General features: G+C 71.9%; 20 protein-coding genes. 13 read left to right on the top strand and 7 right to left on the bottom strand.

The genetic code is table 11. The features are described from left to right. Both ACRDSK_RS12230 and sodN read right to left on the bottom strand, forming a co-directional pair. Positions 1-831, bottom strand: coding sequence for a hypothetical protein (locus tag ACRDSK_RS12230; protein WP_431440490.1), 831 nt, complete (start codon positions 829-831; stop codon positions 1-3). Between the two features lie 94 nt (positions 832-925). Continuing rightward, complete coding sequence (sodN, locus tag ACRDSK_RS12225) at positions 926-1,333, bottom strand: superoxide dismutase, Ni (protein ID WP_431440488.1); 408 nt, start codon at positions 1,331-1,333, stop codon at positions 926-928. Positions 1,334-1,408: 75 nt separating this feature from the next. Here sodN and ACRDSK_RS12220 point away from each other — a divergent pair, with 75 nt between their 5' ends. Continuing rightward, entirely contained in the window at positions 1,409-1,738 is a 330-nt protein-coding gene (locus ACRDSK_RS12220; protein WP_431440486.1) for a S26 family signal peptidase, read from the top strand. On the opposite strand, the gene rfbC is transcribed toward ACRDSK_RS12220, so the two are convergent. Then, complete coding sequence (gene rfbC, locus ACRDSK_RS12215) at positions 1,724-2,326, bottom strand: dTDP-4-dehydrorhamnose 3,5-epimerase (RefSeq protein ID WP_431440485.1); 603 nt, start codon at positions 2,324-2,326, stop codon at positions 1,724-1,726. The two genes, ACRDSK_RS12220 and rfbC, sit on opposite strands and share 15 nt — an antisense overlap. Positions 2,327-2,544: 218 nt before the next feature. Here rfbC and ACRDSK_RS12210 point away from each other — a divergent pair, with 218 nt between their 5' ends. The 7 genes from ACRDSK_RS12210 (at position 2,545) to ACRDSK_RS12180 (ending at position 10,295) form a co-directional block, all read left to right on the top strand. Next, the gene (locus tag ACRDSK_RS12210) at positions 2,545-3,741 is read left to right on the top strand and encodes an NAD(P)-dependent malic enzyme (RefSeq protein WP_431440484.1); all 1,197 of its coding nucleotides are present in this window, start codon (positions 2,545-2,547) and stop codon (positions 3,739-3,741) included. Between the two features lie 64 nt (positions 3,742-3,805). Then, positions 3,806-6,370 carry a sensor domain-containing protein gene (locus tag ACRDSK_RS12205; RefSeq protein ID WP_431440482.1) on the top strand — a complete coding sequence of 855 codons (2,565 nt, stop codon included), beginning with the start codon at positions 3,806-3,808 and terminating at the stop codon, positions 6,368-6,370. 93 nt (positions 6,371-6,463) lie between these two features. Beyond that, positions 6,464-6,730 (top strand): hypothetical protein, encoded by a 267-nt coding sequence (locus ACRDSK_RS12200; RefSeq protein WP_431440480.1) that lies wholly within the window; start codon positions 6,464-6,466, stop codon positions 6,728-6,730. A gap of 120 nt (positions 6,731-6,850) precedes the next feature. Further along, a complete protein-coding gene (locus tag ACRDSK_RS12195; protein WP_431440478.1) occupies positions 6,851-7,966 on the top strand; it encodes an ABC transporter ATP-binding protein in 1,116 nt (371 codons plus the stop codon). Beyond that, positions 7,963-8,637 (top strand): ABC transporter permease, encoded by a 675-nt coding sequence (locus ACRDSK_RS12190; protein ID WP_431440477.1) that lies wholly within the window; start codon positions 7,963-7,965, stop codon positions 8,635-8,637. The genes ACRDSK_RS12195 and ACRDSK_RS12190 overlap by 4 nt, the downstream gene beginning before the upstream one ends. Next, the gene (locus tag ACRDSK_RS12185; RefSeq protein ID WP_431440475.1) at positions 8,634-9,362 is read left to right on the top strand and encodes an ABC transporter permease; all 729 of its coding nucleotides are present in this window, start codon (positions 8,634-8,636) and stop codon (positions 9,360-9,362) included. Before ACRDSK_RS12190 ends, ACRDSK_RS12185 begins: the two co-directional genes overlap by 4 nt. Before the next feature lie 24 nt (positions 9,363-9,386). Then, positions 9,387-10,295: an ABC transporter substrate-binding protein gene (locus tag ACRDSK_RS12180; RefSeq protein WP_431440474.1), complete on the top strand. Its 909-nt coding sequence runs from the start codon at positions 9,387-9,389 to the stop codon at positions 10,293-10,295. Between the two features lie 259 nt (positions 10,296-10,554). Here ACRDSK_RS12180 and ACRDSK_RS12175 read toward each other — a convergent pair whose 3' ends face one another. Beyond that, positions 10,555-11,445 carry a hypothetical protein gene (locus ACRDSK_RS12175; RefSeq protein WP_431440473.1) on the bottom strand — a complete coding sequence of 297 codons (891 nt, stop codon included), beginning with the start codon at positions 11,443-11,445 and terminating at the stop codon, positions 10,555-10,557. Positions 11,446-11,638: 193 nt separating this feature from the next. Beyond that, complete coding sequence (locus ACRDSK_RS12170) at positions 11,639-12,415, bottom strand: IclR family transcriptional regulator (RefSeq protein WP_431440471.1); 777 nt, start codon at positions 12,413-12,415, stop codon at positions 11,639-11,641. A 78-nt stretch (positions 12,416-12,493) separates the two neighbouring features. Here ACRDSK_RS12170 and hutH point away from each other — a divergent pair, with 78 nt between their 5' ends. Genes hutH through hutI form a run of 5 tightly spaced genes read left to right on the top strand, consistent with a single transcriptional unit; the run spans position 12,494 to position 19,325 of the window. Further along, positions 12,494-13,996, top strand: a complete 1,503-nt coding sequence (hutH, locus tag ACRDSK_RS12165) for a histidine ammonia-lyase (RefSeq protein WP_431440469.1) — start codon at positions 12,494-12,496, stop codon at positions 13,994-13,996. A 20-nt stretch (positions 13,997-14,016) separates the two neighbouring features. Beyond that, the gene (gene hutU / locus ACRDSK_RS12160; RefSeq protein WP_431440467.1) at positions 14,017-15,654 is read left to right on the top strand and encodes a urocanate hydratase; all 1,638 of its coding nucleotides are present in this window, start codon (positions 14,017-14,019) and stop codon (positions 15,652-15,654) included. Then, positions 15,647-16,840 (top strand): allantoate amidohydrolase, encoded by a 1,194-nt coding sequence (locus ACRDSK_RS12155; RefSeq protein WP_431440465.1) that lies wholly within the window; start codon positions 15,647-15,649, stop codon positions 16,838-16,840. The genes hutU and ACRDSK_RS12155 overlap by 8 nt, the downstream gene beginning before the upstream one ends. Next, positions 16,837-18,144, top strand: a complete 1,308-nt coding sequence (locus ACRDSK_RS12150; RefSeq protein WP_431440464.1) for a formimidoylglutamate deiminase — start codon at positions 16,837-16,839, stop codon at positions 18,142-18,144. Before ACRDSK_RS12155 ends, ACRDSK_RS12150 begins: the two co-directional genes overlap by 4 nt. A 41-nt stretch (positions 18,145-18,185) precedes the next feature. Further along, positions 18,186-19,325, top strand: coding sequence for an imidazolonepropionase (gene hutI, locus ACRDSK_RS12145; RefSeq protein WP_431440463.1), 1,140 nt, complete (start codon positions 18,186-18,188; stop codon positions 19,323-19,325). A gap of 43 nt (positions 19,326-19,368) precedes the next feature. On the opposite strand, the gene ACRDSK_RS12140 is transcribed toward hutI, so the two are convergent. Beyond that, the gene (locus ACRDSK_RS12140) at positions 19,369-19,587 is read right to left on the bottom strand and encodes a hypothetical protein (RefSeq protein ID WP_431440461.1); all 219 of its coding nucleotides are present in this window, start codon (positions 19,585-19,587) and stop codon (positions 19,369-19,371) included. A gap of 205 nt (positions 19,588-19,792) precedes the next feature. Next, positions 19,793-21,234: amylo-alpha-1,6-glucosidase (locus tag ACRDSK_RS12135; protein ID WP_431440460.1), on the bottom strand; the 1,442-nt coding region annotated here is incomplete at its 5' end.

Here is a 21,234-nt window from a genome sequence, read left to right as displayed (position 1 = left end):
CTAACGGCGGACCCAGCCCTGAGCCACGTCCGCCAGGTTCCACCACGACACGAACCGCGCGTCCTCGTCCACCAGCTCCCAGCCGCCGGCGAGTGCGTCGAAGAAGGCGTCGTCGCCGGTCATCCCGCCTCGCGGCTGTCCCATGAAGATCAGGCGCCGGCCGTTCGCCTTCTCGAACCCGGCAAGGGCCGTCGACGCCATCGTGTCGCCCCAGCCCGGCGGCCAGCAGAGGAACAGCACCTGCGCCGATCGATCGATCTGGTCGAACTCGCCGAGATCACCGACGTGGTGCCACACGTCGGCTTCTTCGCCGCCATGCGGGAAGGAGATGTTCTCGACCTTGTCGGGTGGCGCCACGTCGTAGGCCTCGACACCCAGGCCCGAGCGGGCCAGCTGTGCCGCCCAGTATCCCCGGCCGGCGCCCAGCTCCACGATCCGTCGGCCCGCACAGAACGAGGCCACCCAGGCGAGCGTTTCCGGTGATGGAATCGCGTAGGCGTAGCTGGCCTGCAGGAGCATCTGCGCGTAGGCCAGCCGCGCGCTCCCGTCAGGCCGGCCTCCGTTCACCACTCGCCGACCCTCGTGCTCGGACACGGCCGGCCCGACGATGTCCCAGTAGGGATTCGGGCTGTGCGCCTGACCGCCCGTCACGTAGTGGACCAACCGCAGATCGAACGCCGCGTCGGCGGCTGCGTCCCCGGTCCCCGCCAGGGTCGGCGCCATGTCCAGGTAGTCGCACACCTTCGGATACTCGGCACGAAGGCGCCGCTCGTCGTCCAGCAGCGCGGCCAACTCGGCTCGTCGTTCCGGTGTCAGGGTGCGCTCTGCCACGCATCCGATTCTGGCGGCAGGTCACCGCCGCCACCACTCACGAGAAACGGCGCCCACCGGTTCCGCGGTGAGCGCCGTTTCGGAGGCTCTGAGATCAGCCCTGCTTGGTCGCCCAGAAGATCTTGTCGATCTCGGCGATCTGGTCCAGGAGGGCCTGGCCGGTGGCCGGGTCCATGGAGCCCTTGGTGCCGCTCGCGCCGGCGGCCTTCGTGGCCTTGTTGACCAGCTCGTGCAGCTGCGGGTACTTCTCGAAGTGCGGCGGCTTGAAGTAGTCGGTCCACAGGACCCACAGGTGGTGCTTCACGAGCTCGCTGCGCTGCTCGGCGATCAGGATCGCGCGGGTGCGGAACTCGGGGTCCTCGTTGTCCTGGTACTTCTGCTGGATGGCCTTCACCGACTCGGCCTCGATGCGGGCCTGCGCCGGGTCGTACACGCCGCATGGGAGGTCGCAGTGAGCGGTGGCCTCGAGGCGTGGGCCGAGAATGCGCGACAGGAGTCGCATCTTTTTCCTCCTGAACAGGTTGACGCTCCGACTGCCCGGACAGTACCCCTGCACGCTGGTGCGGAAACGACGGAGGTGATCGATCTGAACCCGCTCGGGTGGCTGCCGCTGCGACGCATCCGGGTGCGCGGGCCGTCCATGGCGCCGACGCTCCGGGACGGCGACGTGGTGCTTGCTCGACGTGGTCGAAGGCCGCGTGCGGGCGACGTCGTGGTGGTCACGTGGGTGACTCGGCCCGGTCAGTTGTCGATCAAGCGCGCCGTCCGGCCGGCCGGGGACGGCTGGTTCGTCGTGGGGGACAACGAGACCGCGTCGACCGACTCCCGCGAGCTCGGCCCCGCGTTGGTGCACGGGGTGATCCGGTGGCGCGCGTGGCCCCGGCCCAGACGACTAGCCGGCGCGTAGCCGCTGGTAGTGGGCCTGGCAGTCGGCGTAGCTCGGCAGCATCCCACCGGCCTCGGCGGCCGCGAGCGACGGCGCGGTGCGGTCCTTGTCGGAAAGAACCGCCTCGACGTCGGCCGGCCAGGGCAGGCCCAGCGCCGGGTCGAGCGGGTCGAGGCCGTGCTCGCGGGCCGGGTTGTACCCCGTCGAGCAGAGGTACGAGATGACCGAGTCGTCCTCTAGCGCCATCACCCCGTGTGCCAGGCCCTCCGGCACGTACACCGCGCGGAACTCGACGTCGTCGAGCCGAACCGCGTCCCACGCGCCGAACGTCGGCGAGCCCACCCGGATGTCGACCACCACGTCGAACAGCGCGCCCCGCGGGCAGTACACGTACTTGGCCTGGCCCGGCGGTAGGTCCGAGTAGTGCAGGCCGCGCACGACCCCGCGCCGTGACCGACTGTGGTTGGTCTGCGCGAGCGGCAGCGGGTGGCCCACCGCCTTGAGGAAGGCGTCCTCGGAGAACGGGCTGACGAACAGCCCTCGGTCGTCGGGAAACACCCGTGGGGTGAACTCGAACGCACCCGGCACCGCCAGTTCGCGTACGTCCATGTGACGCACAGTACTGGCCCCGCCGCAGCGGCCCGCATGGCGGACCTGTCACAATGTGAGACACCGCAGCGTCCGCGGTTGCCCGCCAACCATCGGTGGGTGGCCGACCGGTCGGCAACGTTCCGGGCGTCGACATCACCCGATCGATGCTCGAGTACGCCGAGATCTGGCGGGGCTACCTTCTGCGTTCCCCCGCCTCGGTCCGTTGAGAGGACGCCATGACCACCGTGAATGATCCGCTCGTGCAGTCCGACCTGAACGAACCCGTCACCGACGACGAGATCTTCGCCGCCCACGAGGACGGCAAGCTCGACATCGCCGTGTCCAGGCCGATCGCCGACGCGCGGACGCTCTCGATCGTCTACACGCCGGGCGTCGCCAAGGTCAGCCGGGCCATCGCCGAGGACGCCGAGCTCGCGCGTCGCTACACCTGGACCAACCGCCTCGTCGCCGTGGTCAGCGACGGCACCGCCGTGCTCGGGCTCGGCGACATCGGTCCCCGCGCGGCGCTGCCGGTCATGGAGGGCAAGTCCGCGTTGTTCAAGACGTTCGGCGGGCTGAACTCGATCCCGCTGGTGCTCGACACGACCGACGTGGACGAGATCGTCGAGACCATGGTCCGGCTGCGCCCCTCGTTCGGCGCGGTGAACCTCGAGGACGTGTCCGCGCCGCGGTGCTTCGAGCTCGAGCGCCGGCTCATCGAGGCCCTGGACTGCCCGGTCATGCACGACGACCAGCACGGCACCGCGATCATCCTGCTGGCCGCGCTGCGCGGCGCGAACGCCGTGCTCGACCGGCCCATCGAGAACGAGCGGATCGTCATCGCGGGAGCCGGCGCGTCTGGCGTGGCCTGCGCGAACTTCCTGCTGTCCGCCGGCGCCGGGGACGTCGTCCTGCTCGACTCGCGGGGGATCATCCACGAGGGACGCGAAGGGCTGCACCCGATCAAGGCCGAGCTCGCGACCCGCACCAACCGCGGCGGCCTGCGCGGCGGCCCGGCCGAGGCCCTCGACGGCGCGGACGTGTTCGTGGGGCTCTCGGGCTCGACCGTGCCCGAGGACCTGATCGCGACGATGGCGCCGAGGTCGATCGTGTTCGCACTGTCGAACCCGGACCCGGAGATCCACCCGGACGTGGCACGCCGGCATGCCGCGATCGTGGCCACCGGTCGCAGCGACTTTCCGAACCAGATCAACAACTCCCTGGCCTTCCCGGGGGTGTTCCGCGGGGCCCTGGACGCGGGCGCGCGGCGCATCACCGAGCGGATGAAGATGGCCGCGGCGGAGGCCATCGCGGCCGTCGCGGCGGAGGATCTGGGGCCCGACCACATCGTGCCGAGCGGGGTGGATCCGCGGGTCGCGCCCGAGGTCGCGGCGGCAGTCGCTCGGGCGGCCCGCGAGGACGGGGTAACCTAAGCACCGGCGGGAAGATCGGCGGCTGCGCCCGACCCGCCGGCATGCGGGCGGAAGGATGGCGTTGGTGGCCGAGCATGTCTTGCGTGCCGGCCTGCCCCTAGGCGGGGTATCGGCTGGTGAGTTAGCCGCGCCCGGGTTCGCCACCCCATCGGATGTCCCCCCGCTGGTCGACCGTGTCGCCGCCGGTCAGAGCTGGGACTTCCCGTTAGCCGATGCGGAGGACCTGGGCAGACTCGGGCTCTGGAGCGTCGACCTCGAGGGCGGCGCGGTGCACTTCTCCGACGGGCTGCGCGAGCTGTGCGGGATCCCCGAGGACTGCACGGTCACCGACGTCCTCAACATGGTCCACCCCGACGACAAGGAGCTGCTCGGGAGGTTCCGCACCAGCATCTACGACCCGGCCGCCCCGCCCGTCGAGATCGAGGTGCGGGACGCGAGCGGCGAGCGGGCGTTCCAGATCCGGGCCCGCTCGGACGTCGACGACAAGGGCGCCGTGGTGCGCATCCGCGGCATCGTCCAGGAGGTCACCCGGTTCCGCGAGGCCGAGCGGCAGGCGAGCCAGGACCGTCGGCTGTTCGGTGACGCACAGCAGGTTGCCCGGTTGGGCACCTGGGAGTGGAATACGGCGACAGGCGAATGTATCTGGTCGTCGATGCTGTACGAGCTGTTCGCCGTCGAGCCGGACACCCCGATCACCTACACCGAGTACCTGAGCCTCGTACATCCGGACGACCGCGACTGGGTCGACGAGCGCTGGCGCGAGCTCGCCGCCACCGGCCGGCCGGTCGAGGCCGAGCACCGGGTCGTGCGGCCGGACGGCACGCAGCGGGTGTTCCGCTGCCGCGGCGCGGCGATGGACCGCGGCGGGACGGTCATGATCGGCACCGCCCAGGACGTCACCGAGCAGCGCTCCACCGAGACCCGGATGCTGCGCTCGAGCCAGCGGTTCACCGACCTGTTGGCGATCGCCCCGGTGGGCATCGCCCTGTTCGACGAGACCGAGCGCCTGGTCGATGCCAACGACGCGCTGTGCCGGCTGCTCGAGCTGGACCTCGAGACGCTGCGCGGCACGCCCGCCGAACGGCTCGCCCACACCTCGGACCGCGCGAAGCCCCTGCTCCCGACACATGACCACGGTCCGCGCGCGGGCATCACCGACCTGCGGGCAGGGCAGCGCGTACTGGCCACCGCGACCGGCAAGCCGGTGTACTGCGAGCTCGGGATCACCGAGTCGGTCGCCGACGACGGCCGGCGGTTCTGGCTCGTGGTGTTCTCCGACGTCACCGACCGCCGCCGGGCCGCAGAACGGCTGCGCTACCAGGCCACCCACGACGAGCTGACCGGACTGCCCGGGCGGGCCGCGGTCAACGAGCTGCTGGGCAAGCTGCTCGGCGGGCCGGATGCGGAGAGCGTCGCGCTGCTGTGGTGCGACGTGGACAACTTCAAGCGGGTCAACGACTCCCTGGGCCACGAGGTCGGCGACGAGCTGATCATCGCGCTGGCCCGAAGACTCGAACGCGGCCTCCCGCCGTCGTGCACGCCGGCGCGGATGTCGGGCGACGAGTACGTCGTCATATGTTCGGACGTGCACGAGGTCGGCGGCGTCGAGGCCCTGGCGAACGGCGTGGCGCGGCTGCTGCGGACCGCGGTGCCGGTGCGCGACCAGCTGCTGCGGGTGTCGGCCACGATCGGCGCGTCGATGCCCAGCGGTTCGGACACCACCGCCGCCGACCTGCTGCGTTTCGCCGACGCGGCGATGTTCAACGCGAAGCGGCAGGGGACGGGCCGGGTGTCGCTGGCCAACGCCGAGCTGATCAAGAACGCCAACAGCCAGATGCTGCTCGAGGGCCAGCTGCGCGACGCGATCTCGAGTGACGGGCTGGTCCTGCACTACCAGCCGGTCGTCGGGCCGGACGGCGCGGTGCTGTCGGCCGAGGCACTGGTGCGCTGGCCGCATCCGGAGCGCGGGCTGCTGCTGCCGGGTGAGTTCCTCCCGGTGGCCCAGCAGGGCGACATGCTGCGCGAGCTGGACCGGTGGGTGCTGCGGACCGCGCTGTGCGAGGCGGCGCGGTGGCCGGTGCTGGCCGGCGGCGTGCTCGACGGCGGCCCGGGTGTCGCGGTGAACCTGTCCGGGCTGGTGCCGGGCGACCCGGAGTTCGTCGAGCTGGTGTCCGCGGCGGTGGCCGAGTCGGGCATCGCGTGGGACCGGGTGGTGCTCGAGCTGGTGGAGACAAGCCTGATCGACCTGCCGTCGCGCAGCCGCGAGGCGATGGCCGAGCTCGCCGACCGGGGCGTGCGGTTCGCCGTCGACGACTTCGGCACCGGCTACTCCTCGCTGGCCCGCCTGCGGGACCTGCCGGCGCAGATCATCAAGATCGACCGCGCGTTCGTGTCCGGCGTGGCCACCGAGGCGGTCGACTTCGCCGTGGTCCGCGCGCTGGTGGACATGGCCCGTGCGATGGGCCGCTCGTGCGTGGCCGAGGGCGTGGAGAACGAGTCGCAGTTCCACGTGCTGCGCAGCTTCGGTATCGAGGCGTACCAAGGCTGGCTGATGTCTCAGCCGCTGCCGCCGGAGGAGTACCGCGAGCTGTTGCGGATGGGCTCGCTGCACATCCCGGCCGGCGCCTGAAATCCGCTGCGCCCGGCATGCCCGACGGGCGGGGAGCTGGAGTTCGACGCCCGGGATATCGACGGCGCGCTGGCCGTCTTCGACTTCCGCCGGGTGGCCGGTGTCGTGTGGACGGTCGTCGCCGAGGCAACCCGATTCGTGAACCGCACCCGCCCGTGGGCCGCGGCCGAGGCGGACCGCGACGCCGCGCTGGCCGCGCTCGTCGCCGCGTGCCGGACGCTCGGAGACGAGCTCGAGCCGTTCCGGGCGGCGACCGCGGCCCGCGTCCGGCGGCGGTGCACCCCGGTCGACGGGCGGCTGCCGTCGCCGAAGCGGCTGTCACTCGTTTCGACTTGGCAACGAATGCGCCGATCGGGCTAGTCTGACTAGGCCGACCGTGTGTGTCAGATCTTGGAACGGACTGCCGTCGTCGGTCCTAGGGGCTAAGGTCGGGCGACCCACGGCCGGCAGGTGGCCGTCTCGACCTGAGGAGCCTCGAGGGTGATCGAGTTCCAGGCCGTGACCAAGACGTACCCGGACGGCACCGTCGCGGTCGACAACCTCGACCTGACGGTGGAAGACGGCAAGATCACGGTCTTCGTCGGTCCGTCCGGGTGTGGCAAGACGACGTCGCTGCGGATGATCAACCGGATGATCGACCCGACCGGTGGGTCGATCCTGTTGGACGGCAAGGACATTCGCGAGTCCGACCCGCCGTTGTTGCGCCGCGGCATCGGCTACGTCATCCAGCACGCTGGACTCTTCCCGCACCGCACGGTGCTCGACAACGTCGCCACGGTCCCGCTGCTCACCGGCGCCGGCAAGCGGCAGGCGCGCGGGAAGGCGGCCGAGCTGTTGGAGCTCGTCGGGTTGCCGGCCGCCTTCGCAAAGCGCTACCCGGCGCAGCTCTCGGGCGGCCAGCAGCAGCGCGTCGGCGTCGCGCGGGCGCTCGCGGCCGACCCGCCGGTGCTGTTGATGGACGAGCCGTTCAGCGCCGTCGACCCGATCGTGCGGGACGACCTGCAGCAGCAGCTCCTGCGTCTGCAGTCCGAACTGGACAAGACGATCGTGTTCGTCACCCACGACATCGACGAGGCCATCAAGCTCGGCGACCGGGTCGCGGTGTTCCGGGTCGGCGGCCGGCTCGCGCAGTACGACACGCCTTCGGCGCTGCTCGCCAAGCCCGCCGACGACTTCGTGTCCTCGTTCGTCGGCCGCGACCGCGGCTACCGCGCGCTCGGCTTCCTCACCGCGAGCGGTGTTCCGGTCGGTCCGCTCGCGACGGTCAAGGTCGGCGAGCCGGTGTCCCTGCAGGGCGACTGGGCGGTCGCCGTGGACGGGGAGAACAAGCCGCTCGGCTGGGTCTCCGTCGAGTCCACAAAGGATGGACCGCTCGCCGAGGCGGACCTGGTCTCCGGCGGCTCACTGTTCGAAGTGGACTCCGCGGGCAGCGGCACCGCCGGCTCGCTGCGCAACGCCCTGGACGCGGCGCTGTCCTCGCCCGCCGCCGTCGGCATCGCGGTCGACGCCGGCGGCGCGGTCGTCGGCGGGGTCACCGCGGACGAGGTGCTGGCCGCGCTCGCCGACGCGCGGCGCTCGGGCGAGGTCCCGACGTGAACGTCGACTGGCCGTGGCCATGGCTGGACCGCAACTGGGACAAGATCGCTGAGGCCACAGGCGAGCACCTCTACCTCGCGCTGCTGCCGGTCCTCGCCGGCCTGCTGATCTCGGTCCCGCTCGGCTGGGCGGCGAGCCGGTGGGGCCTCGCGCGGGGGATCCTGGTGCCGCTGGCCGGCGTGCTGTACACGATCCCGTCGCTGGCGCTGATCACGCTGGTGCCGCTGATGCTCGGCACGAAGATCATCGATCCGCTCAACGTGCAGGTGCCGCTCGCGATCTACACGATCGCGCTGCTGGTCCGCTCGGTGTCCGACGCGCTGCTCGCCGTGCCGGGCGAGGTCACCGCGGCGGCCACCGCGGTCGGGTACCGCCCGCTGCGCATGTTCCTCACGGTCGAGCTGCCGCTGGCGATCCCGGTGATCATCGCCGGGCTGCGGGTGGCGGTCGTGTCCGCGATGAGCCTCGCGTCGGTCGGCGCGCTGATCGGCATCGGCGGGCTCGGCGGGCTGATCACCGAGGGCTTCAAGCGCAACAACGCGGTCGAGATGGTCATGGCGATCGCGCTGATCGTGGTCATCGCGCTGATCGTCGACGCGCTGCTGCTGCTCGTCGGCAGGGTGATCACGCCGTGGACCAGAACGCGGACAGGAACGGAGGCGAAGGCATGAACTCCGCCTTGTCGTGGCTGTTCGACCCGGCGCACTGGAGCGGTCAGGAGGGCTTCCCGGCCCGGATTCTCGAGCACCTGGGCTACACCGCGCTGACCGTGCTGGTCGCCGCGGCGATCGCGATCCCGCTCGGCGCGCTGGTCGGGCACACCGGCCGCGGCACGTTCCTGGTGGCCGGCCTGTCCAACTGGCTGCGGGCGCTGCCCGAGCTCGGTCTGCTGACTTTGCTCGTGCTGCTCACCTACGTCGGGCTGCTGCCGGTGGTGGTCTCGCTGGTCATCCTGGCGATCCCGCCGGTGCTCGCGGGCACGTACGCGGGCGTGCGCAACGTCGATCCGTCCGTTGTGGACGCCGCGCGCGGGATGGGGATGCGCGAGTCGCACGTGTTGCTGAGGGTCGAGCTGCCCAACGCGCTGCCGCTGATCCTGGGCGGCATCCGGTCGGCCGCCCTGCAGGTGATCGCGACCGCGACGATCGCGGCGTACGTGTCGCTGGGCGGCCTGGGCCGGTTCGTGATCGACGGCAACAACTCCGGCGCCGGCTCGCCGGACGGGTACCCGCAGATGGCCGCCGGCGCGATCATGATCGCGGTGCTGGCGCTGGTCGTCGAGGGCGTGCTCGAACTGGTCCAGCGGATGGCCGTGTCGCCGGGCCTGCGCAACGCCGCGACCCGCAAGCGCACGGCGCGCATCTGGCGGCGACCGACCCCGGATTTGGTCCACTAGAGAATCGATCGAGGAGACGTGGAAATGAAGCGCGTACTCGCCGGTGTGGCGACCGCCCTGGCGGCGGCGCTGACACTGTCGGCCTGTGGCAGCTCCGACCCCTTGGCAGAGGACACCGGCGACGGCGGCACGAAGGAGTCGATCTCGGTCGGCTCGGCGAACTTCCCGGAGAGCCAGCTGCTCGCGGAGATCTACTCGCAGGCGCTGGAGGCCAAGGGTGTCCAGGTGGATCGGCAGTTCGACCTGGGCAGCCGGGAGAAGTACTACGAGGGGCTGGAGGACGGGTCGATCGACCTGATCCCGGAGTACACCGGGGTGCTGCTGCAGTTCATCAACAAGGAGGCGCCGGAGGTCGCCTCGGACGAGGTGTACGCGGCGCTGCAGAAGGTGCTGCCGTCGAACCTGACCGTGCTTGACCAGGCGGCGGCGGAGGACAAGGACGCGGTGGTCGTCACCAAGGAGACCGCCGACAAGTGGAGCCTGAAGTCGATCGAGGACCTCGTGCCGTACTGCAAGGAGGTCGTGTTCGGCGCGGCGCCGGAGTTCAAGACCCGGCCGGACGGCATCCCGGGGATCGCTGAGCGGTACGGCTGCACGTTCAAGAGCTTCAGCTCACTCGAGCCGGGCGCGATCACCACGAAGGCGCTGCTGGACGACACCGTGCAGGCGGCCGACATCTTCACCACGGACGCCGCCATCGAGGCGAACGGCCTGATCGTGCTCGAGGACCCGAAGAACAACTTCGCGGCGCAGAACGTGGTCCCGCTGGTCAACAAGGACAAGGCGTCCGACACCGTGAAGGAGGCCCTGAACGCGATCTCGGCCAAGCTCGACACCGACACGCTGATGGAGCTCAACGCGCGGCTGAACGCCCCCGACAAGCCGGACTACGCGGACGTCGCGGAGGAGTGGCTGGGCGAGATCGGCGGCTGACCGCCCGACTGTCGAATTGAGACTCACTCGATCGGTCGGGTTCACCGATCCTCGAGCGCACCAGGTCGGCCGTTCGGATAGCCTTCCGGCGACGCGGCCGGGTGGAGACCCCACCCGGCCGCGGAGACCCAACCGGAGTCGTTACGCATCGGCCGTTTCGGGCGATGTGCCGGACAGGCGACGACATGAACCCAGGAGCAGTCAGCATGGGTGGCGAAGACGGAGACTCGTAGCACGAGTCGGAGTGAGCCCACGCCCGTCACGGCGTGGGCTTGCTCAGTTCGACCCTGATTCCCACCGCCGTGTCGGCCGGCACCAGGTCGGCGCTCCAGGCGAAGACCCTGCGGCCCTCCTTGTCCTGGTGCGACAGCACCGCGAGGTTCACGTCCGGGTGCTGCTGGCCGATCGGCTCGTGGATCGCCTCGAAGCCCTCCGGTAGCACGATCGTGTAGTTCACCCGCCTCATGACGAGCAGGTTCGTCGATCGGAAGATGAACTCCTCGGCCTCCTGGTCGCGCATCAACGGGCGGCACTTCCCCGGCCAGACGCGGACCACCTCGAAGTGGATCTCCTCGCCCTGTTTCACCGGCTCGTGCAGGTGCAGCACGGCGGTCATCTTCTGCGACGACGTCCACGTGGTCGTGACGTTCCACCGGGTCCCGGACGATCCGTTGACGGTCAGGCCCCGCGCGGCGACCTCCACGTTGCGCCGGTACCGCTCCGGCTGCTCCCACCGGCTGCCGGCGGTCATGCGGACGAAGTAGACCCGTTCGCGCAGCGCGACCGCCTTGATGACCAAGACCTCGCGGACGTCACCGTTGGGACGCAGGTAGACGGTCTGGTCCCAGGACTCCACCGAGACCAGCGGGTCGGAGCTGTTGTCCCGCACGAAATCGGTGTAGCGGGTGAGCAGCTTGCGATAGAGCCCCAGTTGTTGCGTCGTGCGCCGCCGGTCCGTAAGCAGCACGAGAATGACCGACACGACGAATACGATCACCACGACGAAGGCGCCGACCCGAATGGCCTGGTTGCCGAATATCGTGCCGAGTAGCCCGGCGAACGCCATCAGCCCGACGAGGCTTTTCAGGACGGAGGCCGGGTCCTCGCGGGAGACGTAGAAATCGAGCCACGCGATGAAGCTCTTGAACATGCACAGCCTCCCCCCGGGTAAATTCTCGCGTGCGAAACCGAGTGAATTGATCGACGTGATCAGTTTCAGGATAGATCGCGTGCACGTTGGACAAACTCGTGCGTTCGAGTGACTTGAACCCGTTGGATACTTGCCTTCCGATTACTGTCGGCCTGATCGAGACATCGCCGTGACGTCGCCGTGGCGTGGCGGCCTACTCCCGCAGCCCGCCGATCCGGGACGTCAGCTCCGCGGCCGCCTGCCGCGTCTCTGTCGCCAGGTCCGGCCACGCCTGCCCGCACTCGTCCCCGCACTCGTGCCGGAACGTCGTGCTGATCGCCGCGACCGGGTGGCCGCCGTGGTCCAGGACCGGGGCCGCCACCGAGGCGAAGCCCGCCGTCACGTAGCCGTCCTCCACCGCCCAGCCGCGGCGGCGCTCAGCGGCCAGCAGCCGGCGCAACGCCGGGAGGTGTGCCGGGCCGCGGTCGGTCCGCATGACGAAACGGCGCGGGAACAACGCCCTGACCTGCGACGCCGGCAACAATCCCAGCATCGCTCGGCCCGAGGCGGGCAGCTGGGCCGGCAACCGCACGCCGACGTCCGTCACGACCGTCGCGTGCGGGTGCGGCGGCTGCTCCCGCAGCAGGTACAACGTCTCGCCGCCGTGCAGCACCCCCAGGTGCGCCGTGCACCCCGTCCGCGAGAGAAGCGCGCGCAGCACCGGCCGGGCCAGCCGCTCCAGCGGGTCGTGCCGCAGGTACGCCGAGCCCAGCTCGAAGGCCGCCAACCCCAGCCCGTACCGCCGCTCCTCCGGCAGGTGTGTGACGAAACCGGCCGCCGTGAGCTCCGCCAACAGGTGGTACGTAGTCGACCGCGGCAGGCCCAGTTCGCGCGCCACGAAGCCGGCCGTGACCGGACCGGCACGGCCGGCCAGCAGCCGGAGCACCGTCAGGCCACGACGCAGCGCCGGGACGTCCGAGCTTGCTCCCACATGGACCAGTCTGGAATACCAGACCAAGAAGCGCCATCCTGGGTCGTGGCGAGCCGCCGAAACCACTGGGATGGAGACATGCACCAGGTTGAGATCGACGGCGGGGCCCTCACCCGCGAGGACGTCGTCGCCGTCGCGCGGGGCGGGGCCGCCGTCGCGCTCGGCACCGCGGCGCTCGACGGGGTCGCCAAGTCCCGCGCCCACATCGAACGCCTCGCCGACGCCGAGACCCCCACCTACGGCGTCTCCACCGGCTTCGGGGCCCTGGCCACCCGCCACATCCCCACCGACCGCCGCGCCGCCCTCCAACGCTCCCTCATCCGCTCGCACGCCGCCGGCGCGGGCGAACCGGTCGAGGCCGAGGTCGTCCGCGCGCTCATGCTGCTGCGCCTGCGCACGCTGGCCACCGGTCGCACCGGCGTCCGACCGTCCACAGTGGAGACACTGGCGAAGATGCTCAACGCCGGCATCGTCCCGGTCGTGCACGAGTACGGCTCGCTCGGCTGCTCCGGCGACCTCGCGCCCCTGTCCGCCGTCGCGCTCGCGATGATGGGCGAGGGCGAGGTCACGGTCGGCGGTGCCACGAGGCCGGCGGCACAGGCCCTCGCCGACGCCGGCATCCAGTCCCTCGCGCTGGCGGAGAAAGAGGGCCTCGCGCTCATCAACGGCACCGACGGCATGCTCGGCATGCTGGTCATGGCGCTGGCCGACCTCACGAAGCTGCTCGACGTCGCCGACCTCACCGCCGCCATGAGCGTCGAGGCGCTGCTCGGCACCGACCGCGTGTTCAGCGACGACCTGCAGCGGCTTCGCCCGCACCCGGGCCAGGCCAGGTCCGCGAAACGGATGCGCGAGCTCCTCGAAGGGTCGGCGGTCGTCGAGAGTCACCGCGGGCCGGACTGCAACCGCGTCCAGGACGCCTACTCGCTGCGCTGCGCCCCGCAGGTCCACGGCGCCGCCCGCGACACGGTGTCCTATGTGGAGACCGTGGCCGACCGCGAGCTCGCCGCCGCCATCGACAACCCCGTCGTGCTGCCCGACGGCCGGGTCGAGTCCAACGGCAACTTCCACGGCGCACCCATCGCCTACCCGCTGGACTTCCTCGCCATCCCCGTCGCGGATGTCGCCAGCATGGCCGAGCGGCGCACCGACCGGATGCTCGACGCCACCCGCAGCCACGGCCTGCCGCCGTTCCTCGCCGACGACCCCGGCGTCGACTCCGGCCACATGATCGCCCAGTACACCCAGGCCGCGGTCGTCTCCGAGCTCAAGCGCCTCGCCGTCCCCGCGAGCGTCGACTCCATCCCCAGCTCGGCCATGCAGGAGGACCACGTCTCGATGGGCTGGTCCGCCGCCCGCAAGCTGCGCACCGCCATCGACGGTCTCACCACCGTGCTCGCCATCGAGCTGCTGACCGCGGCCCGCGCGCTCGACCTGCGCGCCCCGCTCACCCCGGCCCCGGCGACCGCACGCGTCGTCGCCGCTTTGCGCGAGCGTGTGCCCGGCCCCGGCCCGGACCGCCACCTCGCCCCGGAGATCGCCGCCGCCGAGACCTTGATTCGAGAAGGGAACCTGCCGTGAACAACCCCGGACCCCGTCCCGTGCGAGCCGCTCATGGGGCCAAGCTGACCGCGCGTAGCTGGCAGACCGAGGCCGCCTTGCGCATGTTCCACAACAACCTCGACCCCGAGGTGGCCGAGCGCCCCGACGACCTCGTCGTCTACGGCGGCACCGGCAAGGCCGCGCGCAACTGGGCCAGCTTCGACGCGATCACTCGCGAGCTGACCGAGCTCCACGAGGACGAGACGCTGCTCGTCCAGTCCGGCAAGCCCGTCGGCGTCATGCGCACGCACGAGTGGGCGCCGCGCGTGCTGATCGCCAACTCGAACCTCGTCGGCGACTGGGCCACCTGGCCCGAGTTCCGCAAGCTCGACGCGATGGGGCTGACCATGTACGGCCAGATGACGGCCGGTTCGTGGATCTACATCGGCACCCAGGGCATCCTGCAGGGCACCTACGAGACCTTCGCCGCCGTGGCGCGCAAGCGGTTCGGCGGGAGTCTCAAGGGGACACTCACGCTGACCGCCGGCCTCGGCGGCATGGGCGGCGCGCAACCGCTTGCGATCACGATGAACGACGGCGTCGCGCTGTGCGTCGAGGTCGATCCGGCCCGCGCGCACCGCCGCGTGGAGACCCGCTACCTCGACGAGGTGGCCGACGACCTGGACGACGCGGTCCGGCGGGTCGAGACCGCCAAGCGCGAGGGCCGCCCGCTGTCGGTCGCGGTCATCGGCAACGCCGCGGAGGTCGTGCCGGAGCTGCTGCGCCGCGGCGTCGAGATCGACATCGTCACCGACCAGACGTCCGCGCACGACCCGCTCGCCTACCTGCCGAAGGGCATCGAGCTCGACGACTGGCACGACTACGCGGCGCGCAAGCCCGACGAGTTCACCGACCGCTCCCGCGACTCGATGGCCGAGCACGTCGGCGCCATGGTCGGCTTTCTGGACGCCGGCGCCGAGGTGTTCGACTACGGCAACTCGATCCGCGGCGAGGCGAAGCTCGGCGGCTTCGACCGGGCCTTCGACTTCCCGGGCTTCGTGCCCGCCTACATCCGGCCGATGTTCTGCGAGGGCAAGGGCCCGTTCCGCTGGGCGGCGCTGTCCGGCGACCCGGCCGACATCGCGGCGACCGACCGGGCGATCCTCGAGCTGTTCCCGGAGAACGAGTCGCTCGCTCGCTGGATCCGGCTGGCCGGCGAACGCGTTGCCTTCCAAGGACTTCCGGCCCGCATCTGCTGGCTCGGCTACGGCGAGCGGCACCTCGCGGGCGAGTGCTTCAACGACATGGTCGCGTCGGGCGAGCTGTCCGCGCCGGTCGTGATCGGCCGCGACCACCTCGACTGCGGCTCGGTCGCCTCCCCGTACCGGGAGACCGAGTCGATGGCCGACGGCTCCGACGCGATCGCCGACTGGCCGCTGCTCAACGCCATGGTCAACACCGCGTCGGGCGCGAGCTGGGTGTCCATCCACCACGGCGGCGGCGTCGGCATGGGCCGCTCGATCCACGCCGGCCAGGTCACCGTCGCGGACGGCTCGGTGCTAGCCGGTCAGAAGATCGAGCGAGTGCTCACCAACGACCCCGGCATGGGCGTCATCCGGCACGTCGACGCCGGCTACGACCGTGCCGACGAGGTCGCCGCCGAGCGTGGTGTCCGGGTGCCGATGCCGCATGCGTGACCTGCTCGCCGATCTCGCCGACGTGGGGCGCGACCCGCGCCGGGGCGGCTACTCGCGGCACGGGTTCGACCGGGCCGAGCTGGAGCTGCGCGAGTGGTTCACCGCGGAGGCGCTGCGCCGCGACCTCGGGGTGCGCACCGATCGCAACGGCAACCTGTGGGCGTGGTGGGGCGAGCCGGGCGCGGACGCCGTGGTCACCGGCAGCCACCTCGACTCGGTGCCCGGCGGTGGCGCGTTCGACGGACCGCTCGGCGTCACCACCGCGCTCGAGGCGGTGGACGTGCTGCGCGCCAAGGGTTTCACGCCGGCGCGGCCGCTCGCGGTGGTCGTGTTCGCCGAGGAGGAGGGTGGCCGGTTCGGCGTGCCGTGCCTGGGCACGCGGCTGCTCACCGGCGCCATCGACGCGGACGCGGCGCGGCGGCTGACCGACCCGGACGGCGTGACGCTCGCCGAGGCCGTGGCCGACGCCGGGCTGGACCCGGCGCGGCTGGGCCGGGACGACGAGGCGCTTGCCACGGTCGGCCGCTTCGTGGAGCTGCACGTCGAGCAGGGTCGCGGGCTGGTCGACCTCGATGCCGCGGTGGGCGTCGCGAGCTCGATCCTCGCGCACGGCCGGTGGCGGTTCACGTTCAGCGGCGAGGGCAACCACGCCGGTGCCACGCTGCTCGGCGACCGGCGCGACCCGATGCTGCCGGCGTCCGCTCTCGTGCTCGCCGCCCGCCGTGCGGCGTCTCATGTGGACGACGCGCGGGCCACGGTCGGCCGGCTGGTGCCCAACCCGGGCGGCACCAACGTCATCGCGTCCACAGTGGATGTCTGGCTCGACGCACGGGCGCCCGACTCGCCGCGCACGCGGGCCGTGGTCGAGGAGATCGCCGCGGCAGCGCGGGCGGCGGCGACCGAGGAAGGCTGCTCGGTGACGGTCACCGAGGAGTCGTACGGCGACACCGTGCACTTCGACGCCGGCCTGCGCGACGAGCTCGCCGGGGTGCTGGGCGGCGTGCCGGCGCTGCCGACCGGGGCCGGGCACGACGCCGGCATCCTCGCCGCGCACGTGCCGACCGCGATGCTGTTCGTGCGCAACCCGACCGGGGTGAGCCACGCGCCGGCCGAGCACGCGGAGCCGGCCGACTGCGCCGCGGGCGTCGTCGCGCTGGCCGCCGCGCTGGAACGGCTCGCCGGATGACGGACTTCTGGTGCGAGCACGCGTGGCTGCCCGACGGAGTCCGCGCGGGCGTGCTCGTCAACGTGTCCGACGCCATCACCGCGGTGTCCACTGTGGATTCTCCGCCGCCGGGCGCGCACCGGCTGGCCGGGGTCGTCTTCCCCGGCTTCGCCAACGCCCACTCGCACGCCTTCCACCGCGCGCTGCGCGGCCGCACGCATGCCGACGGCGGCACCTTCTGGACCTGGCGCACGGCGATGTACCGGCTGGCGGCCCGCCTCGACCCGGACAGCTACCTGCGGCTCGCTCGGGCGGTGTACGCGGAGATGGCGGTGGCCGGGGTGACGTGCGTCGGCGAGTTCCACTACGTGCACCACCCGGCCGACGGCGGCCGCTACGCCGACCCGAACGCGATGGGCGCGGCGCTGCGCCAGGCCGCGGCGGACGTCGGCATTCGCATCACGCTGCTGGACACGTGCTACCTCGCGGGCGGCATCGACACCCCGCTCTCCGCTTCGCAGGCCCGCTTCTCCGACGGCTCGGCCGAGGCGTGGGTGCGGCGAATCTCTCTGCAGCAACCCGGACCGCACGTGCGGGTTGGGGCCGCCATCCACTCGGTGCGGGCGGTCCCGCGCGCCGAACTCCCACGGGTCGTCGAGGCGGCATCGGGCCGGCCGCTGCACGTCCACCTGTCCGAGCAGCCGGCGGAGAACGAGGCGTGCCTGGCGGCCTACGGGGCCACGCCGACGGACCTGCTGTACGAGGCGGGCGCGCTCGGGCCGGACACGACGGCCGTGCACGCCACCCATCTGTCCACACGTGACATCGAGCTGCTCGGCGGCTCGCGGACCGGGGTGTGCTTCTGTCCGACGACCGAGGCGGACCTGGCGGACGGCATCGGTCCGGCCCGCGAGCTGCGTGACGCCGGAGCGCCGTTGTCGCTGGGCAGCGACCAGCACGCGGTGGTGGACCCGCTACTGGAGGCGCGGGCGCTGGAGCACGGCGAAAGGCTGCGGACCGGCGAGCGCGGCCGGTTCGCGCCGGCCGAGCTCGTCGCGGCGCTCACGTGGGCCGGACACGCGGCGTTGGGCTGGCCGCTGGCGGGCCGGCTGGTTCCGGGCGCGCCGGCGGACCTGGTGGCGGTCCGGCTGGACAGCGTGCGGACAGCCGGGTGCGCGCCGGCGCAGGTTCCGCTTGCCGCGACGGCCACCGACGTGCACACGGTGGTCGCCGCGGGCCGGGTCGTCGCGCGGGACGGCGTGCATTCGTCGTTGGGGGAGGTCGGCCAGTTGTTGAGCGCGGCGATCGAGGAGTTGTGGTTGTGAGCGCAGCTTGCGGAGCGAACCGTCGGACACAGGGCGACCGCGTGAGTGTCGTGATCACCGGCATCGGTGAGCTGACCACCAATGTGGACAGTCCGCTGGCCGACGCCGCGCTGGTGCTCGACGGGGACCGCGTGGCGTGGGTCGGTCCGGCCGCGCGGGCGCCGTCCGCCGACTCGCAGGTGGACGTCGAGGGGCGGGCGGTGCTGCCCGGGTGGGTGGACAGCCACACGCATCTCGTGTTCGCGGGCGACCGGACGGCGGAGTTCGCCGCGCGGATGGCCGGCGAGCCCTACACCGCGGGCGGCATCGCGGTGACCGTGGCCGCGACGCGTGCGGCGTCCGATGCCGAGCTGGCGTCGGGTCTGCGCAGGCACGTGGCCGAGGCGGTCGCGCAGGGTACTACGTGTCTGGAGACGAAGACCGGCTACGGCCTGACGGTGGCCGACGAGCTGCGCTCGGCCCGGCTGGCCGTCGACGAGGTCGACGAGGTGACCTTCCTCGGTGCGCATCTGGTCCCGGTCGATATGTCCACAGAGGACTATGTCGACTTGGTGACCGGGGAGATGCTCGACGCGGTCGCGCCGCACGTGCGGTGGGCGGACGTGTTCTGCGAGACCGGCGCGTTCGACGAGTCCGCGTCCCGCGCGGTGCTCGAGGCGGCCGCCGCGCGGGGTCTCGGGCTGCGGGTGCACGGCAACCAGCTCGGTCCGGGCCCGGGTGTACAGCTGGCCGTGTCGATGGGCACGGCGAGCGTGGACCACTGCACGTACCTGAGTTCGTCCGATGTGGACGCTTTGGCCAATTCGTCCACCGTGGCCACGTTGCTGCCAGCATGCGACTTGTCGACCCGGCAGCCGCTGCCGGACGCCCGCGCGCTGCTGGACGCGGGGGCGACCGTGGCGCTGGCGTCGAACTGCAACCCGGGCTCGTCGTACACGTCGTCGATGGCGTACTGCGTGGCCACGGCGGTGCTGCAGATGCGGATGTCGGTTTCGGAGGCGGTGAGAGCCGCGACCTGGGGCGGCGCCAGTGCCCTGCGACGGTCCGATGTCGGCGTGTTGCGGGAGGGGGCGCGGGCGGACGTGCACGTGCTGGACGCCCCGTCGGTGACGCACCTGGCGTACCGCCCCGGGGTGCCGCTGACACACGCGGTGTGGCGAGCCGGCCGACGAGTCCGCTGATCCTGGGCCCGGCCACGTCCGCCTCGCGGCGCGAACCGGCGAGCTAGCGGACCCAGATCCCCATGGCGCCGACCAGCACCATCACCACGAGGAGAATCCCGACGACGATCGCCCAAGTGGGCCGCGGCGCCGAGGGCTCCCCGTCCTGCGCCGGCGGCCCGAACGGCGGCGACCCGAAGATCACCGGATCCGAAGGCCACGGATTCTCCGGCGGCTCCGGCCGCTCGGGCCAGTCCCGCGCCTCATCGTCCTTGTCAGCCATGACGTCACCCCTTTGGCCGCGCGAACCGCGGCATCCACCCCATCATCCCACCTGAGTTGTCCACAGCCCACGCAGTTGTCCACAGCCCACGCAGTTGTCCACAGCAAAGCCCACACCCGCCGAAACGTCACCTCGAGCCGATAGACTGGCAAGGCGGGACGCCCCCGGGACAGGGTGGGGGCTTGTCTACCGGGGGTCTTGCGCTTCAGGGGTGTTGGGGCGTGGGGGTTTCGATTGTTAGTGGGGCCGTTGTGGTGGTCGTCGGCTTGCCTTCGGGGCTCACCTCGATGGTCAGGGGGTGGCCGGCGATCTGTAGGTCCTCGGCTCGGAGGGGGAACCAGGCGGCGAACTCCGGCGCGGGGCGGACGGCGAGTCGGCCGCCCGGAACGTCCGCCTCGAGGCCCAGTGCGGCGCTGACCAGCACGATCGCCGCGGCGGCGGACCACGCTTGCGGGCGGCACGACGCCGGGTAGTCCAGCAGCGGGCCCTCTGCCGCCGACCAGCCGCCGTACAGCTCGGGCAGCCGGTGGTCGAAGCGCGTCCCCGCCCGCACCAAGCCGCTCGCCAGCGACGCGGCGACCGCCGGGTGCCCGGCCCGGACCAGGCCGTCGATCGCGATCGCCGTGTCGTGGGGCCATACCGAGCCCGTGTGGTACCCGATCGGGTTGAAGAACGGGTGTGCCGGGTCCATCGTGCGCAGGCCGTACCCGCTGTCCAGCTCACCGAGCCGCGCGGCGACCGCCGATTCCTCCACTGTGGACAGCAGGCCGGAGCCGAGCAGGTGGCCGAGGTTCGACGTGAGCGTGTCGACTGGCCGGCCTTCGCCGTCCAGGGCCAGCGCAGGGAAGCCGTTCACCCAGAACGACTCCCGGAACCGCTCCCGCAGGCCGGCGGCGAACGCCAGCGCCTCGTCCGCGCCCGGTCGGCCGAACGCGGTGAGCAGCGCGGCGGCGTCGAGCGCGGCGCGGTGCGCGTAGGCCTGCGCCTCGCTCAGCACGATCGGCGGCGCGGCGATCCGGCCCGCACCGTCCTGAATGGAGTCCGCGGAGTCCTTCCAGCCCTGGTTGGCCAGGCCCCGGCCGGACTCGTCGACGTAGGCGAGGAACTCGTGCCGCAGCACCCAGTCCAGCGCCCGGCGCAGCGGGTCCAGCAACGGCTCGACGTCGGCGGCCGGCAGGCCCCACCGCCAGGCGTCGTGCAGCAGGCTGATCCACAGCGGCGTGGCGTCGATCGTGCCGTAGTAGCACGGTGGCAGGCCGGGCCGCCGCTCGAGCCCCGCCGGCTGCTGGCGGATCTCGTGCAGGATCTTGCCCGGCTGCTCGGCGGTCTCCGGGTCGTCGCGAGTGCCCTGACGGCGGGCGAGCGTGCGCAGCGTGCCGAGCGCGAGGTCGGTGCCCAGCGGCAGCGCGAACCGGGCGGCCCACAGCGAGTCGCGGCCGAACAGCGTGAAGTACCAGGGCGTGCCGGCGCCCGCGAACCGGTCGGCCGGCGCGGCGGGATCGGCCAGCAGCAGCGCGCGCAGGTCGTCCAGGCCGGTCGAGACCAGCAGGGACAGCTCCGGCTCACGGCTCTCGACGGCGAGCGGCGCCAGGTCGCGGGTGAGCGGCGCGCGGACCACGGCGTCCTCGGTGTCGGCGGCTGCCCGCA

The sequence above is a fragment of the Actinophytocola sp. genome (genome assembly GCF_050699915.1).
Lineage (GTDB): Bacteria > Actinomycetota > Actinomycetes > Mycobacteriales > Pseudonocardiaceae > Actinophytocola.
The sequence above is the reverse complement of the archived record's forward strand: the minus strand, read 5'-3'. Positions and strand labels throughout refer to the sequence as shown.

Excerpts from the sequence above, each read along its gene's own strand:
- sodN (WP_431440488.1), bottom strand. The coding sequence starts at position 1,333 with ATGCGACTCCTGTCGCGCATTCTCGGCCCACGCCTCGAGGCCACCGCT.
- rfbC (WP_431440485.1), bottom strand. The coding sequence starts at position 2,326 with ATGGACGTACGCGAACTGGCGGTGCCGGGTGCGTTCGAGTTCACCCCA.
- ACRDSK_RS12210 (WP_431440484.1), top strand. The coding sequence starts at position 2,545 with ATGACCACCGTGAATGATCCGCTCGTGCAGTCCGACCTGAACGAACCC.
- ACRDSK_RS12185 (WP_431440475.1), top strand. The coding sequence starts at position 8,634 with ATGAACTCCGCCTTGTCGTGGCTGTTCGACCCGGCGCACTGGAGCGGT.
- ACRDSK_RS12180 (WP_431440474.1), top strand. The coding sequence starts at position 9,387 with ATGAAGCGCGTACTCGCCGGTGTGGCGACCGCCCTGGCGGCGGCGCTG.
- ACRDSK_RS12175 (WP_431440473.1), bottom strand. The coding sequence starts at position 11,445 with ATGTTCAAGAGCTTCATCGCGTGGCTCGATTTCTACGTCTCCCGCGAG.
- hutH (WP_431440469.1), top strand. The coding sequence starts at position 12,494 with ATGCACCAGGTTGAGATCGACGGCGGGGCCCTCACCCGCGAGGACGTC.
- ACRDSK_RS12155 (WP_431440465.1), top strand. The coding sequence starts at position 15,647 with ATGCGTGACCTGCTCGCCGATCTCGCCGACGTGGGGCGCGACCCGCGC.
- ACRDSK_RS12150 (WP_431440464.1), top strand. The coding sequence starts at position 16,837 with ATGACGGACTTCTGGTGCGAGCACGCGTGGCTGCCCGACGGAGTCCGC.
- ACRDSK_RS12140 (WP_431440461.1), bottom strand. The coding sequence starts at position 19,587 with ATGGCTGACAAGGACGATGAGGCGCGGGACTGGCCCGAGCGGCCGGAG.